Source organism: Bacillus cereus group sp. MS39 (assembly GCF_040448665.1).
Lineage (GTDB): Bacteria > Bacillota > Bacilli > Bacillales > Bacillaceae_G > Bacillus_A > Bacillus_A wiedmannii.
In genome coordinates, this window is the sequence record NZ_CP123058.1 from 3,835,026 (window position 1) to 3,853,429 (window position 18,404).

The window sequence follows — 18,404 nt, forward strand, 5'->3', positions numbered from 1 at the left end:
GTAGGGGATCATCTTATAATTTGGAGGTTTCTCATTTTGATTGAAGTATATATTGATGGTGCATCAAAAGGAAATCCTGGTCCTTCTGGCGCTGGAGTGTTTATTAAAGGGGTGCAACCAGCTGTACAATTATCATTGCCCCTTGGGACAATGTCCAATCATGAAGCAGAATACCACGCCTTACTTGCGGCATTAAAATATTGCACGGAGCATAATTATAACATTGTCTCTTTTCGTACAGATTCGCAACTTGTCGAGCGAGCTGTCGAAAAAGAATACGCAAAAAATAAAATGTTTGCACCACTATTAGAAGAAGCATTACAGTACATAAAAAGTTTCGATCTCTTTTTTATTAAGTGGATTCCAAGTAGTCAAAATAAAGTTGCTGATGAATTAGCTAGAAAAGCTATCTTACAAAATTAACGGGGGTATGAGTGTGAAAAAAGATTGGGTTGCTCCTCTTGCTTTATTATTTGTCTCTTTTATTTGGGGAGCTACATTTGTTGTCGTTCAAAATGCTATGTCTTTCGTTGGTCCATTTACTTTTAATGGTATTCGCTTTTTATTCGCTGGAATTATTTTATTATTCGTTCAAATGATTTTCTCAAAAAAATCTTCAAAACAAGATATACAACAGAGTAGTCTCGCTGGATTAATCGTTGGATTTTTTTTATGCGTTGGCTATGTATTACAAACATTCGGCTTACTTTATACAACTTCTTCAAAAGCTGGTTTCTTAACAGGGCTTAGTATCGTTATGGTACCCATTTTGTCTTTTATCTTTTTAAAACAAAGAGCTACCATTTTTATCGTAATGGGCATTGCTGTAGCAACGGCTGGTTTATACTTATTAACGGCCGGTGATTCTTTTCAATTGAACATTGGAGATATACTCGTTCTCGGTTGTGCAGTTGCTTTCGCCGCTCATATTCTTGTTAACGGCTTCTTCTCTAAGAAAATATCACCATTATTGTTAAGCACGTCGCAAGTATTAGCTGTCGGTATGTTTTCTTCTATTTGCGCCTTTTTGTTTGAAGATTGGGAAAAATTATTTTCAGTAGCACTATGGACGAATTCTTCCTTTTTATTTGCTCTATTTCTAACTTCCCTATTCGCGACATCCATTGCTTTTTTCATTCAAACATCGGCACAAAAACATACGTCTCCAACGAGAGTAGCAATTATTTTCGCAATGGAGCCCGTTTTTGCTGCATTAACAGGCGTTCTCGTTGCAAACGAACAACTTTCTATTTCTGCTATTATCGGATGCCTATGTATTTTCCTAGGCATGGTTTTTGTTGAATTACCTTCCAAAACAAAAAAAGAAGCGCAGGCTGCGTGAAGTTACGCTTGTAACTTCCGCATAAAAGCCTTAGCGCTTTTTTTATCTGTAATTTCTTCTTCTTTCAAACGTTCTAATAACGCAACAAAATAACTCCCATCAAACTGTAATTGATGTTTAATTGTCGCTTCTATTGCTGCGTTCACAATTCCATCAGATGCACCAGTATATCCTTGTCCGAACATAATAAACCCTTGTGCTTCCTCTGATAGTTTAAATCCTTTCGTATGTAAGAATGAAAGATAATCTTCTACTGTTTGCATGATATTCCCACCTACTCAAAAATTCTCCATCTCCTATCATACATGTTTTTACACGCTATGAGAATGAAATTTCTTTGACAACTTTGTAAATCTATCGTCTACTGCATAGACAATAGAGGATTTCCTTGCAATATGAATGAATATGTATAGTGGAACTTATTTCATATTAAAGGGGAGACACGATGAAACAAGCACTATTAATTATCGATGCGCAGCAAGAATTAATGGATGGAAATGAAAAAGAAAATGAAGTTTTTCGTAAAAAAGATCTATTATCTACACTAAATACAGCCGTACAGAAAGCACTAGATGCAAATGCCCTTGTTGTTTTCGTAAGAGATATCGATGTTGCTTCTGGTAGCGGAGAAGGATTTGAAGTACATAATGAAATTCAAGTACCTCAGTCTGCAATCCTTATTAATAAAGCAGCAACAAACGCATTCTATGGCACTTCTCTACTTGAACTTTTAAAAGAAGAAAAAATTAATCATATCGTTATCGGTGGATGTAAAACAGAACATTGCATCGACACCGCAGTTAGAACAGCTACTGTACAAGGATTTGATGTTACATTAATTAAAAACGGTCATTCCACAACTGATTCTAACGTGTTATCTGCAGAACAAATTATCGAGCACCATAATAAAGTTCTACACGGTCATTATAATGTGGATCATTTTTCTATGGTGAGAGATATCGAGGAAGACCTCTTCCAACCAACTCACGACCAATATCGTGATTAATAAAAAAGAATCCTTCATTTAGAAGGATTCTTTTTTATCCAAAAATTTGCGCTGCAATACTGTATAGTTCCCCATTTCTTTTCAAAAATTGATCACTATTTCTCATCATAATTGGCGGTGTATTAACCTTTTGAAAACCAGTAATCTCTAATTCTTTCATGAAACCTTTCTTTCCTTCTGGTACATCCATTCTTAATCTCCCATCATGCCCTCTTGCTAAAGCATGTACTATTCTCATTGCCATTGCATCATTTTTAGCAACGATCGGTCCTATTATTTTATTTTCTGGCGTTTGTACACTTATACCGTATCCTACTACATTTTCTTTTGTATCCTTTATAACGACACACTGATCACTTTGCATAATTCTTTGTTTTAAAAACTCGTTTCGACTTGTTCCAAATGCGCCTTCATCTATTTTTATTATTTCTTCTAAATCCCCCTCTTTATAATTCATCACATATTCTTCATTTCCTTGACAGTTATAATTCGTATTGTACGAGTTACATATGTATTTAGAAATATAGCTCACTGCCCTAAATCCTAACTTTTCGTATAAAGGCTTCCCCTCATCTGTAGCAATCAGCATAATTGAAGTTCGAGCTGATACGCTATTCATGCAAGAACTCGTTATCGCCTTTCCAATCCCTCTTCCCTTATAATCCGGATGGACAATTACCATTCCTATTGACGCTAACGCCTCTCCGTATAATATAATTGCAGCGCTTGCAATCAGTTCTTTTCTCTCATTCCATACGCCATATACAATACCTGAATTAAAAATCGTTTCAAATTCTTCTCTGTTATAATCCCAACCAATATAAGAAGATAATGCAACAATATCATTTATATTATCTTTTCTAAGACGCTCCACTCTTATTTTCAATCCAATCATTCTCCAACCCCTTATTTAGACATTTAAATCATTATTACTAAATCAACTTGTACATGTTTCCCTTTATTTGTCACACACATATCCTATTTTGACCAAGACTATATTGTAAATGAGGTGACAACATGCCCATTACGAATCGATTTTCTACCACCACAAACGGCGCACTCGCTATTACAGGAAATACTTTAGGCTTAAGTAAAATTAATAATCAAAACCGTGCTGGTACAATCGGGGCAATTGGTGCATTCGCAACTACGAATACCGCTTTACAAGTACCTACTTTTCCTGCTGGTACAACGTTAAACTATACACAAAATAGTTCTACCGCTATTTTAAATATCCCTGCTGGTAGTACGATTCTTTACGCAGAACTTGTTTGGGGTGGCAACTATTTATCTCGTGATCAAAACATTACGAATGTTTTAGGAAACCCTGTTTCTTTTACAACACCTGTTTCAACATACTCAATTACGCCTTCTGCTGTTACAGCTTCTAATCAAACATTCGTTTCCGGATCCGTCACATTTGGATTCTATACACGTTCTGCAGATGTAACATCTCTCGTTCAAGCTGGAGGATCTGGCTCTTATACAACCGGCTCTGTCCCTGGACTTGTGGACCCTATAGATGCTTCTAACGGAACAATTAATTCGGCTGGATGGACACTTATCGTCGCTTATCAAAACGGAACATTGCCTGCAAGAAACTTGACGATTTATGTAGCAGGTAACCGTGTTTCCGCAGAAACTGGTAGTGCCGATGTATCTGTCTCAGGATTTTTAACACCTTCAGGGGGACCTGTAAGCGGGAGGTTATTTTTAAGTTCTACGGAAGGGGATGCTGATTTAACTGGGGATCAAGCATTATTCGGACCAAATTTCAGTTCATTAAACGCTTTATCTGGGCCAAATAATGCGATAAATAATTTCTTCGGTTCTCAAGTGAATAATGCTGCTGGAAATTTAGATACAACTGGAACATTTGGCACACGAAACCAAAGCGCTTCTACAAGTACAAATATATCTGCAGGAAGACAAGGCTGGGACATTACTTCCATTGATATTTCTCCTTATTTAACAAACTCCCAAGTGTCCGCCGCAATCCGTTTAACAACTAACGGAGATGCATATATGTTAAATACAGTCGGCTTACAAATTAATATAAACTCACCAAATATACAAGCAACGAAAAGCGTAAATAAAAGTGTTGCAGCAATTGGAGATATTCTAACTTATACAGTTACTATCCCTAACACCGGGCTCCTTCCCGCCAATAATGCTATTTTTATAGATAGTCTCCCTAGCGGGACTTCTTTTATACCCGGCAGTGTAACAGTAGATAACGTACCACAAACAAATGCAAATCCTACCGCCGGTATATCTCTTGGAACGATTAATAATAGTGCTTCTCGTACAGTAACTTTCCAAGCAACTGTCGTTTCTCTCCCAAATCAAAATCCCATCTCTAACACTGCTAATATTACATTTCAATATACACCGATCGCCGGAGGAACAACTTTTAATGGTCTTGCAACAAGTAACTCTGCAGGAACACAAATTAACCTCGCAGATATTAATGGCACAAAATCAGTTAACAAAATATTTACCGATATTGGCGAAACGTTAACTTACAGTATTGCCTTAGCTAATATAGGAAATATCGCTGCAACGAACGTTATATATACGGATCCGATTCCTAGCGGGACTACTTTCATTCCGGGAAGTGTAACTGTTAACGGAGTTACTCAAGCTGGAGCAAATCCCGCTAATGGTATATCCATTGGATCCATTGCTGCTAATTCTACGACTACTGTTTCATTTCAAGTATTCGTTCCTTCTATTCCCCAAACAAATCCAATATTAAATAGTGGCACAACAACATATCAATACATTCCTGTACCAAATCAACCAGCAGTAAGTGGGACTGATACGACCAATATCGTATCTACTCAAGTGAATAATGCTACTGTAACTATGACGAAAGCAGTAGATAAAAATTTTGCAGATATTGGTGATACATTAACTTACATCGTTTCCTTTACAGGTACAGGTAATACGAATGCGAATAACGTTATTTTTACAGATGTCATTCCCACTGGCACAACTTTTGTTCTAAACAGTTTAACAATAGATGGCACGACACAAGTGGGCGCAAATCCCACTAACGGTGTGAACATTGGATTGATCACAACTGGCTCAACAAAAAATGTTTCGTTTCAAGTAGTAGTAAACACAATACCCGCGTCAAATGTCGTATCTAATGGATCGAGCGCTTCTTATCAATATACCGTCAATCCAAGCCAATCACCCGTTACAAAAAACATTTCTTCTAATCTCGTTTCCACTCAAATTAACAATGCGAATGTAACATTAACAAAATCAACAAACAAACAATTTGCTACAATTGGCGAAACGATAAGTTATACAATCCTCATTACAAACAGTGGAAATACAGCCGCAACTAACGTGCAACTAACAGATCCACTTCCAAATGGAACGATATTGACTCCTGGTACTGTAACACTAAATGGAGTTTTGCAAAATGTAAATTCTCTCGTCGCTTTACCTATCGGAACAATTCCTGGCGGTGCTACTTTTACTCTTTCTTTCCAAGTAACAGTCATTAATATTACCGCCCAAAATCCTATCATTAATAATGCTTTCGCTTCTTATCTATATACTGTTAATCCAAGTCTGCCACCAACTTCAAAAACAGCAAATTCTAATTCTGTTACATCGACAATTAGACTAGCAAACCTTCAAGCTACGAAGTCTGTAGATAAAACATTTGCGGAAGTTGGAGATGTATTAACTTATACCTTTGCTCTTACAAACGATGGAAATGTTGCGGCGAACAATGTAGTACTATCCGATTCAATTGCGAATGGTACTGCCTTTGTACCAAACAGTGTTACAATTAACAATGTTGCTCAGCCAGGTGTTACACCAGCTAGCATCAATATTGGTAGCATCAATGCAAATACTACAATTACAGCTTCATTCCAAGTATTAATAACTAGCATCCCAAATCCAAATCCTATTTCAAATAGCGCTTCTATTTCCTATAACTTTATCGTGGATCCAAACGCTTCACCTGTAAGTAAGAACACTACTTCAACCACTACATTTACTCAAGTAAACGATGCAAATGTCATTTCAGCAAAAACAGTGGATCGGGCGTTTGCTACTGTTGGGGATGTATTAACTTATACTATTCTTTTAACGAATGCAGGAAGTGTTACTGCTGATAGCCCTACTTTTGTAGATACAAATCCAGACGGTACTACCTTTATTCCAAACACTTTCCTTATTAATGGTGTACTCCAAAATAACGCTGATCCAAACGTCGGTGTTCCGTTACCTTCCATTCCTGCTAACAGTGAAATTACTGTTTCTTATCAAGTAACCGTCACTGCTTTACCTACACAAAATCCAACAACAAATTCATCTAGTACACAGTATAGCTTTATTCTAAATCCAGGCGATCCACCAACTATAGAAACCTCTTTAAGTAACACTGTAAGCACACAAATTAATTTAGCAAATGTAGTTATTGTCAAACAGGTAGATTTAACTATTGCTGATGTTGGGCAACCAATCACATATACAATTGCTTTAGCTAACCCTGGGAATACTCCAGCGAATAATGTAGTCGTTACCGACATACTCCCTCCTGGTACGACTCTTGTACCAAATAGTATTTTTATAGGCGGTGCTTTACAGCTAGGTGCTGATCCAAGTGCTGGTCTTCAAGTTGGGACAATTCCCGCAGGTGGAATTACAACCATTGTTTTTCAAATTAGTACAAATAGTTTACCTTCACCAAATCCAGTTCAAAATAGTGCTGCACTACAATATAGCTTTATCGCAGATCCAAATTTACCTGCTGTTGTTAGAAATGCCACTAGCAATATCGTAACGACACAAATTAACACCGCAAATCTTGTTGCTACAAAACTAACAAGTACAAATTTCGCTGATGTTGGCGATGTCATAATTTATGCAACAATTTTAACGAATAACGGCAATATCCCTGCCACTAATGTAACGTTTACAGATATCATTCCAGATGGTACCATCTTCCTTCCTAATACTGTAACGATTAACGGTGTCCCTATAGCAAATGCAAATCCTGCTAACGGCATTTTGATCGGTACGATTGGGGCAAATTCATCACGTACCGTTTCATTCCAAGTTTTTGTACCAACTATTCCTGCTGTAAATCCAATTACGAATCAATCAGGCACTACATTCCAATACACGTACGATCCATCCAAACCAGCCATCATGCAGATGGTGGCCTCTAACACTGTACAGACAACTATTAATAACGCTACGATTACCTCTGCAAAATCTGCTGATAAACAGTTTGCGAACGTAAATGATATTATTACGTATACGACTACTTTAACGAATATTGGGAACACACTTGCATCAAGTATAGTATTTACAGATGCCATTCCAAGCGGGACATCTTTTATTCCAAATAGTGTAACAGTAAATGGTACTACGCTCTCTAATGCAAATCCAGCAAATGGCATAGCAATTGATCCGATAAATCCTAATGCAAATACGACCATCTCGTTCCAAGTGCAAGTAAATTCCATTCCGAATCCGAACCCTATCCCGAACCAAAGTAACACAACGTACCAATATTTCTTAAATCCTAACTTACCTCCAACATCCTCCAATGCGTTAAGTAACGTAATAACAACTCAAATTAATAACGCTACAATCATCGCTACGAAATCAGTGAACACACCGACTGCTGCAATTGGAGATATCGTTACCTATACGATTGCAGTTACGAACACAGGAAATATTCCCGCTAGTGCAACTGTTTTAACGGATGGACTTGGCGCAGGGGCTTCATTTATCCAGAATTCTGTAACTATTAATAATGTTCCACAGCCAGGATTAGATCCATCACTTGGTATTCACTTAGCAGATATTCCTCCCGGAGATACTATATTCATTACTTTTCAAGCACAAATTTTAGCGATACCACCTAGTGGCACATTAACAAATAATGCTCTTGTAAATTATGAATATAACGTGAATCCAAACCAATCACCAGCTGTTGGTAGTACCATTACGAATACGACGGTTACTCCAATTATTGATGCTACTCTATCTATAAATAAAACTGTCAATTCAACATTCGCTACTATTGGAGATACACTCACTTTCACTTCTACCATTATTAATTCCGGGAACACTACCGCAAACAATGTTATTTTTACAGATTTACTGCCAGATGGTACGACGTTTACCCCAAATAGTTTTACAGTAAATGGAACGACTATTCCTAATGCTAATCCACAAAACGGTACCAATATCGGTAACATAAATTCAAATGCATCAGTTATACTCAGCTTTCAAGTAAACATTACAACGATCCCAAATCCGAATCCAATTCCTAACAGATCATCGCTTCAATATAGCTTTATTGTTGATATAAATGAACCGCCTGTTTCACGAACAGTTCAATCCAATAAAACTTTTACACAAGTAAATACAGCCTCCGTAATCGCAACAAAAACTGCAAGCAGTGCATTTGCTGCTGTTGGAGATACAATTACGTATACAACTACCCTCACTAATAGCGGAAATACTACCGCAAACACACCTGTTTTTATCGATATATTACCACCTGAACTTTCATTCGTTCCTGATAGCTTACAAATTAATACCATCCCACAACTTGGATTTAGACCAGATAGTGGGGTTTCTTTAGACCCCATTCCAGTTGGAGGAACATCAACAATTAGCTTTCAAGCTACCATTGGCTCAATACCAGCTACAAATCCTACGTTGAATCAATCCAGTACGACGTATTCTATCATTGTGGATCCTACCCAGCCGCCAGTGACAGAAACAGCTACAAGTAATCCAACTTTAGTGCAAATTAACGAAGCAATTATTCAAGCAACAAAAAGTGTCGATCGTCTATTTTCTGACATCGCACCCGGAAATTCATTTTTAACTTATACAGTTTTATTAGAAAATATAGGAAACACAACTGCTACTAATATCACTTTTACAGATCCGATTCCAAATAATACAGTATTTATAGAAGATAGCGTTCGAGTAGGTGGGGTTTTATTACCTGGAGTAAATCCGGCGAATGGGATACCAATTGGGGATATTATTGCAGGAGATTTTATAAACGTCACCTTCCGTGTGCAAGTAGTTAGCATCCCAAATCCTATTTTTACAATCGGACCTGGGGGACCAAACTCACCCGTTGTAAACGGAGCTTCTATTAATTATCAATTTATGACAGGACCTAATTTACCACTCGTTTCACGAAGTACAACATCTAATCCGGTTTCAACACAAATAAATTCCGGAGAAATTTTGGCAATTAAATCTGTAGATAAAACTTTTGCAAAGATCGGGGATACACTTTCCTATACAATTTCATTAAGCAACCCTGGAAATGTCACTTCACAAAATATACTTTTCACGGATATTTTGCCTGATGGAACGACATTTATATCTGGTACTCTTGTAAATGATTCTGGTGCTCAGCAAATTGGAAACCCCGCTAACGGAATTCAAGTTGGAAATATAAATCCTGGCAGTACGATTGCTATTACGATAAACGTACTTGTAACAAACATTCCAAGTATAAATCCAATTTCAAATTTTAGTTCTGTACAGTATTCACATGTGGTCGATCCTAGCCAACCTGCCGTATCACAAACGAATATATCTAATACTGTTTCGACAACTATTAATAGTGCTATATTAACTACTACAAAAAGTGCTGATAAATCCATTCTTTCTGTCGGAGATACGATTACGTATACAACTACTATTACAAATACAGGAAATGCTGCAGCAACGAATATTACTTTCACAAGTGCTATTCCAGCCAACACTACATTTATACCAAATTCGGTCACCATCAATGGTATGCAGCAACTTGGTGCACGGCCAGCACTTGGAGTCAATATACCCAATATCGCTCCTAGTGAAACAGTAACCGTTACTTTCCAAGTAACTGTTATTTCTATTCCCCCTTCAAGTTCAATTATGGATAACGATACAATTTTATACTCTTATACCGTTGATCCAAGCGCAGCTCCTGTTACTACTTCTACTTCAACGAACAGCGTTACAAACCCTGTACTAGATGCTATGATAACGATGATTAAATCAGTTGATCAAACACTTGTAACACTAGGTGATACTATTACCTATACGACACTTTTAACGAATAGTGGGAATACAAATGCTACGAATATTACGTTCACTGACCTTATTCCAGACGGTACAACGTTCGTTTCGGATAGTGTCACAATAAATGGCATCACACAAATTGGTCTTAATCCTAATACAGGTATTACAATTGGATCAATTGCTCCTAACAGCTCAATAGCAATAGCATTTCAAGTTACCGCTACTTCTACTCCTGTTCAAAATCCTATTGCCAATTCGGCTAGTGCTTCTTACACCTTTATCACTGACCCTAATGCCCCTATTGTTTCAAGGAATGTTACTTCAAACACAGTGTTCACTACAATTAACACAGCTATCATTCTTTCATTAAAACAAGTCGATAAATCCTTTAGTCGTATTGGAGACACACTCACCTATACTGTTACTTTAACAAACAATGGAAACTCATCTGCACAAAATGTTATTTTCTCAGATACAATGCCGAGCGGAACTACATTTATTGCAAACACATTTTCCATTAATGGAATTCCTCAAAGTGGTGCGAATCCAACAAACGGTGTAAATATTGGGCCTATAACAGCGGGGGCTACAGTAAATGTTTCCTTCCAAGTAAACGTGACCTCATTACCAGCCGAAAACCCAATTGTAAATTTCTCATCGACATCGTATCAATTAGTCTCACCGCCTGATGCAGAAACTTCAATTAGCAATCCTGTTTCAACGCAAATTAAAGAAGCCATATTATCTATGACGAAGAATGAAAGTGCATCCTTTGCAGATATCGGGCAAACTGCTTTTTACACTACTTCTATTTCCAATATAGGAAATACGGATGCAGCTAATATAGTATTCACAGATGTATTACCAAGTGGACTCACATTTGTTCCTAACACATTAACTGTCGATGGCGTTTTACAACCGAATGCGAATCCAAATACAGGTGTATTACTTGCAACACTTCCACCAAATGAAATATACAGTATCGTCTTTCAAGTTACGGTTAACAGCATTCCACCTATTAATCCAGCACCGAATACAGCATCAACGACATATGAGTTTATTGTTGATCCTGTTAATCCTCCAGTATCGAGTTCAGCTACTTCCAACACTACGCTTCTTCAAATAAACAACGCAAATATTATAAGTACAAAAACAGCAGATCTTACTTTTGCGGATGTTGGTAATACAATAACATTTACACTTAACCTCCCTAATACCGGGAATGTGACCGCAACTGATGTTACCGTTATCGATATACTTGATAGCAATTTAACTTTTGTTCCAAACAGTTTCACAGTTAATGGGCAAACCATTCCAAACGCTGATTTATCTACTGGTGTAAATATAGGTTCCATTAATGGTGGTACTACGGCAATCGTCACATTCCAAGCAACTGTTACTACACTTCCAACACTGAATCCAATATCTAATTCTACTTCAACCACATATCATTACGTCGTTGATCCTAGCCAGCCACCTATTACAACTTCCAATCAATCTAATACAACGACCACACAAATTAATAGTGCTATCCTTACTGCACAAAAAAATTCAAATGTATCAACGGTAGATATCGGGCAGGATATCATCTACACCGTTACAATTACAAATAGCGGAAATGTTAGTGCAACGAATGTTATTTTTACCGACCTTATTCCAGACGGAACTTCCTTTGAACCGAATAGTTTTACACTTAACGGAATTAGCATCCCAAATGCAAATATAATTACAGGTGTTCCAATTGGTGATATCGCGCCAAACCAATCTGTCATCGTAGCATTTCATATTAATGCCAATGAAATTCCGCCTATAAATCCAATTTCCAACCAAGCTAGCGTTAGCTTCCAACATATCGTTAATCCAGCAAATCCTCCAGTTTCAAAAAATATTACTTCTAACAACGTCACAACAAAAATTGAAAGTGCTATTTTAAACACGATTAAAATCGGAGATAAAGCTTTTGCAACGATCGGTGATACAATTACGTATACAACTACGATTACGAACACAGGAAATATTCCAGCTAACAATGTTGTTTTCTCAGACCCTTTACCGACATGGACACAATTTGTTGCAGGATCAGTTGTTGTTGATGGCACTTCATTATCATCCGCTTCTATTATTGACGGTGTTGGTATAAATACAATCAATCCAAATCAAACTGTAACAATCATATTCCAAGTTCAAATTGTAAGCAATCCAACAACATTCACTCCTGAACTCCAAAACTTAGGATTTGTTAACTTCCAATATAACGTAGGCAATGCATTACAGGCTCAACCTGGCAATGTGGAAACGAACGTCTTCGTTACTTCTATTAACTCAGCAATACTTTCAGCTGTAAAAACTGCTAATACAGCTTTTGCAAATATCGGTGACACGATCACTTATACCGTTTTAATTCAAAATAGTGGAAATACAAACGCTACGAATCTAAACTTCTCAGACCTGATTCCAGCAGGAACGACCTTTGTTGAAAATAGTTTTGCTGTAAATGGAAGTACCATTCCAGGTGCAAATCCAAATAACGGAGTTAATATCGGAACCGTTAGCGCGGGTAGTTCCTTAACTGTTACTTTCCAAGTCGTAGTTACATCTACTCCACCTTCAAATCCAATTACAAACGTTGCATCTATTCAATACGCATTTATTGTTGATCCGACTGCTCCACCTGTTACAGGCACAATAAATTCTAATAGCGCTTCAACACAAATTAATAACGCTACTGTTACAACTGTTTTAGAAGCAAATCGAACAATCGTATCTACCTTAGATATAATTACGTATACAGCAACATTAACGAATACTGGAAACTTCCCTGCAAACTCTGTATTACTCATTAACGGAGTTCCTGAAGGAGCATTATTTGTTCCAAATAGTGTCACGCTTAATGGGGTTTCACTGCCAGATGCAAGTCCAACTCTCGGTATTCCAGTTGGTATTATCGCACCAGGTGATTCTGCTACTATAACGTTCCAATTTCTTGCAAACTCTATTCCACCGCAAGGAGCAATTATAAATCAAGCACTTACAAGTTACACGTATATTGTCGATCCGAGTCAACCTCCAGTTACAGCAACATCTTCATCTAATACGGTTACTACAGCTGTCGTTGATGCATCATTATCTGTAATTAAAAATACAGATTCTCTCGTACAATCTACTGACGATACAATCACTTACACTGTAGTCGTTCAAAATAACGGGAATACTACGGCAAATACAGTTACTTTAACAGATTTAGTCCCAGAAGGAACGGCATTCATTCCGAATAGTGTGACCATTAATACTATTTCAGTTCCAGGTGCTGATCCAAACGTAGGGATACCATTAAACTCTATCGCACCGTTAGAAATTGTCACCGTCACATTCCAAGTTATCGTTCAATCCATTCCAAGCGTGAATCCAATTTCTAATATAGCCCGTATTGACTATACTTTTATCGCCGATCCAACTGCTCCTATCATCTCTCGAACAATTACGTCTAATCCAGCTTTCACACAAATTTCGGATGCGAATGTTCTTTCTTTAAAAGCTGTCAATGCACAACAAGCAACAACCGGTGACATTTTGACCTATACGATAACGCTAGAGAATATCGGAAATATTCCAGCTACTAATCTCATATTTTCAGATACGCTCCCAGAAGGAACTACATTCGTAGAAAATAGTTTTACACTTAACGGAACAGCTATACTTGGTGCAAATCCAAATGCAGGTGTTACTTTGCCTAACCTAGTAGCAAACGCTACTCACCTTATTTCATTTCAAATTCTTATTAACGATTCATTCCCGCAACAATCGATTACAAATCAATCTAATACAACATATACAATTCAACCAGACCCAGGACAACCGCCTATTACTGAAACATCTACAAGTAATATTGTCATTACAAATTTCGTGCAAGCACAATTGACAGTTACAAAAACGTCCAATCCAATAACTGTAGATATTGGCGGAACTATACTTTATATTTCTGAAGTGAAAAATACCGGAAATGTTGACGCAATAAATATTACTTTTACAGATTCTATTCCAGCTGGGACTACATTCGTTCCAGACAGTGTCACAATTAACGGTGTACTTCAGCCTGATGCAAATCCTGAAAACGGAATACCAATTGGAACGATTCCACCAAATAGTTCCAAAACGATACTATTTCAAGTACAAACAAATAATCCACCAACTGAAACCGAAATTGTAAATCAATCATCTGTAAATTACCAATATGTAAGTATTCCTACAGCTCCACCAGTGAATCGCTCTGCAAATTCTAATATTGTTACAACATCACTTCAAAATGCAAATATTATTTCTGTTAAACAGGCGGATGTTACTTTCGTATCCATCGGGCAATCTATCACCTACACAAATACACTACAAAATATAGGAACTGTTCCAGCTAACAATACGTTGTTCATTGACAACATTCCAGAAGGTACTATATTCATTGAAGATAGCTTATCAATAAATAATGTGATTCAGCCTGGTGCGAACCCTGAAAATGGAGTAACTCTCGGCACGATACAACCAGATGAAACAGTCACTATTTCATTCCAAGTACAACTTACAAGTATACCAGAGGGCAACACAGTCACTAACATTTCAGACACTTCGTATGAATACCAAATTGACCCTAGTTCCCCTATTATTCAGCGTAGATCGTTATCAAATGCAGTAAATACTGAAGTGCGGACGGCAAATGTTAGTGCAATTAAATCCGCTAACAGATCTATTACACGAATCGGTCAAATTATCACATATACAGTCGCAGTTACAAACGCTGGTACAGTACCTATTACAAATACTCTCCTAATTGACGCAATTGCTGCTGGCACCACATTCGTTCCAAATAGCATTCTTGTAGATGGCATACCGAGACCTAACGAAAATCCAATTACCGGAATCACCCTTGATATTATCCTTCCAAACAATACAATTATCGTTACATTCCAAGTAAATGTAGTCTCTATACCTTCTCAAAATAACATTAATAATATCGCCGTCATCCACTATGAGTATCAGCCAGACCCAAGCTTACCACCAATTTCAGAAACGACATCTTCCAATACTACAAATATACAATTTATTGATGCCATTCTTATCGCTACAAAATCCACTAATACAGTATTAGCTAATATTGATGAAACCATTGAATATACAGTACTCATTCAAAATAACGGATCCACTACAACTAACTCCATCTTTTTTACAGATACTATAGAGGATGGAACAGTATTTATTCCGGGAAGTGTAACAGTTAACAACACTGTACTCCCTGCAGCAGATCCAAATATTGGATTTTCTATTCCTAATATCGCATCAGGTCAATCAACAACAATAATATTCCAAGCTTCCGTTACGAATTTACCTGCTGTAAACCCAACACCTAATACTGCAAACATCGTCTACGATTTTATTTTCAACCCTGACTTTGCACCTATTCAAAAATCTACTACTTCCAATACTACTTTCGTTCAAATTAATGACGCTGATATCGTTTCACTGAAAACTGTTGATTTGACCTCTGTAGCAATTGGTGACATTTTAACTTATACAACAACTTTAACGAATACAGGAAATACGAATGCTACTTCTGTTGTATTTACAGACAATATCCCTGATGGAACAACCTTTATAGACGGTAGTGTTTTAGTAAATAATATCCCTCAGCTTAACGCGGATCCAAGTACTGGTATACTTGTAGGAACGATTGCTCCTAACTCTTCTATCCCAGTCACGTTTTCCGTTACCGTGGTATCTCTTCCAGCTAGCAGCCGTATCCAAAACCAATCCACTTCTCGTTATACAATTAATGGTGAAGAACAAATATCGACTAGTAATATTACCTTCACTGAAGTTATTTCTGCTAATGTAATCGCAACAAAAACAACACCTATCCAATATGCTGACCTACAAACGATTATCCCTTACACCATTTCCATCACAAACAATGGGAATATACAAGTAGAAAACATTATCGTTACAGATATCATCCCAGCAAATACGAGCTTTATAGAGAATAGTGTTATTGTGAATGGCACCGCTCGTCCAAATGACAATCCACTTAACGGGATACAACTTGATAACATTCCGCCTAATACGACAGCAACTATTCTATTCCAAGTACGGGTTACTTCCATTCCACAAACAAATCCAATCTCTAACACGAGTACAATTGAATACCAATACACGTTACCAGATCGACCACCTATTACCGAAACTATTCTTTCATCAGCTTCCGTAACAACAATTAATCATGCGACTTTGAATAGTAATAAAACTGTTGACCTTGCATTTGCAACAGTCGGTGACACGTTAACGTATACGATTACACTCAATCAAACTGGTAATGTTGCAGCAAATGATGTAGTCATTCAAGATATGATTCCTCAAGGTACTACGTTTGTTGAAAATAGCATCATTGTAAACGGGGAAACTCTTCCGGGAGTGAATCCAGTAAGCGGGATACCAATTGGCACTATAATTGTAGGTGGAAATGCTATCGCTTCCTTCCAAGTAACTGTAACTTCTATCCCGACACCAAATGAACTCAACAACAAAGCAATTACTACCTTTAACTATATAGTCAATCCAAATAACGTACCCGTTACGAATACCACTACAACAAATACCGTCACAACAACTGTCCAAAATGATAATGTCTTTGCTATTAAGTCTGTTGATGTAACGAATGCATTACCTGGTCAAACTGTAACGTATACAATCACAATTACGAATAGCGGTAATGTAACGATTGAAGATCTTTTTGTCATAGACACCGTACCAGTAGATACAGCCTTCGTTACGGGCAGCGTTACAATTAACGGAATCAATCAGCCTAATGCAAATCCTGAAATTGGTATTTCATTAGGAAACCTTGTTCCTAATGAATCTGCTATCATTACTTTCCAAGTAACAATATCTTCTTCAACTCTTCAATCTGCAATCAATAACGATGCTTCTGTTTCCTATACTGTTACCATTGATCCGAATGAACCGCCTATTACAATTACAAAGCAAACAAATACCGTTACAACAACAGTAGTTGATCCGATGGTTCGCATTGAAAAGACAGCTGATAAATCTATCGTAACAACAGGAGAGACCATAACTTTCACATTAGAAGTAATAAATCATTCACCAATTCCTACAATCAGTACTTCTATCCTAGATATCATTCCAGTTGGTACAACATTTATAGAAAACAGCGTAACAATTAACGGTACTCCGGTTCCAAATGTTCGTCCAGACACTGGTATGAATATCGGCGCTTTACCTGCAGATGGAGTATCAACGATAACATTTAAAGTTCTCGTCACTTCTATTCCTTCAAACAATACAATTGTCAATTCCGCAACAGTTACAGCAGCTTTCCAATTGACACCACAAGACCCAATTATTACTTTTATTGTTAATTCAAATACCGTTCGTATACCAGTTCAATTTATAACTGCGGTAGTAGTGAAAAACGCTTCCGTCAGCTCAGCTTATTTAAACCAATACTTTGATTATACGGTGCGTATTACGAATACTTCTGATATTTCACTTTCAAATGTTTCATTACAAGATACCATTCCAGCAGGTTTACAATTTATGAACGGCACGGTCTTTATTAATGGGGAACGCTCTCCACTAGCGAATCCAAATATCGGTTTCCTAGTCGCTACTAATTTGGAACCAAATGAAACAATTATCGTCTTATTCACAGTACAAGTGATAAGTCCGCCTGTTAATAATGAATTTAAAAATACGGCCAATATTTCATTACAACTTCAAGTCTCGCCTACCGATCCACCAATTACAGTAACCGTTACAAGCAACGAAAATATCGTCACCTTTATTCCAAAAAATCCTGATGAAACACTTCCAAATTTAAATTGCTTCTTTAACGGTGAACGTTTTATACGCGTTACTCCTCGAAATATACGAAATTACTTTTGGGCTTGGATTTGGTGGAAGTAATAAAAA

The 18,404-nt window shown here is 37.2% G+C and carries 6 protein-coding genes; 4 read left to right on the forward strand and 2 right to left on the reverse strand.

Features of this window, described 5'->3' with window-relative positions; all coding sequences use genetic code 11:
* Nucleotides 1–36 precede the first annotated feature (36 nt).
* Nucleotides 37–423 carry a reverse transcriptase-like protein gene (locus QEP67_RS19890; RefSeq protein ID WP_000573873.1) on the forward strand — a complete coding sequence of 129 codons (387 nt, stop codon included), beginning with the start codon at nucleotides 37–39 and terminating at the stop codon, nucleotides 421–423.
* A gap of 13 nt (nucleotides 424–436) precedes the next feature.
* Nucleotides 437–1,342, forward strand: coding sequence for a DMT family transporter (locus QEP67_RS19895; protein ID WP_000711192.1), 906 nt, complete (start codon nucleotides 437–439; stop codon nucleotides 1,340–1,342).
* A 2-nt stretch (nucleotides 1,343–1,344) separates the two neighbouring features.
* Here QEP67_RS19895 and QEP67_RS19900 read toward each other — a convergent pair whose 3' ends face one another.
* Nucleotides 1,345–1,605: a DUF6123 family protein gene (locus QEP67_RS19900; RefSeq protein ID WP_001195212.1), complete on the reverse strand. Its 261-nt coding sequence runs from the start codon at nucleotides 1,603–1,605 to the stop codon at nucleotides 1,345–1,347.
* Nucleotides 1,606–1,787: 182 nt separating this feature from the next.
* Here QEP67_RS19900 and QEP67_RS19905 point away from each other — a divergent pair, with 182 nt between their 5' ends.
* Nucleotides 1,788–2,348 carry a cysteine hydrolase family protein gene (locus QEP67_RS19905; RefSeq protein WP_000806333.1) on the forward strand — a complete coding sequence of 187 codons (561 nt, stop codon included), beginning with the start codon at nucleotides 1,788–1,790 and terminating at the stop codon, nucleotides 2,346–2,348.
* Between the two features lie 34 nt (nucleotides 2,349–2,382).
* Here the strand turns inward: QEP67_RS19905 and QEP67_RS19910 are convergent, their stop codons facing one another.
* The gene (locus QEP67_RS19910) at nucleotides 2,383–3,243 is read right to left on the reverse strand and encodes a GNAT family N-acetyltransferase (RefSeq protein ID WP_353706385.1); all 861 of its coding nucleotides are present in this window, start codon (nucleotides 3,241–3,243) and stop codon (nucleotides 2,383–2,385) included.
* A gap of 122 nt (nucleotides 3,244–3,365) precedes the next feature.
* Here QEP67_RS19910 and QEP67_RS19915 point away from each other — a divergent pair, with 122 nt between their 5' ends.
* Nucleotides 3,366–18,398: a cell surface protein gene (locus QEP67_RS19915; RefSeq protein WP_353706386.1), complete on the forward strand. Its 15,033-nt coding sequence runs from the start codon at nucleotides 3,366–3,368 to the stop codon at nucleotides 18,396–18,398.
* Nucleotides 18,399–18,404 lie beyond the last annotated feature (6 nt).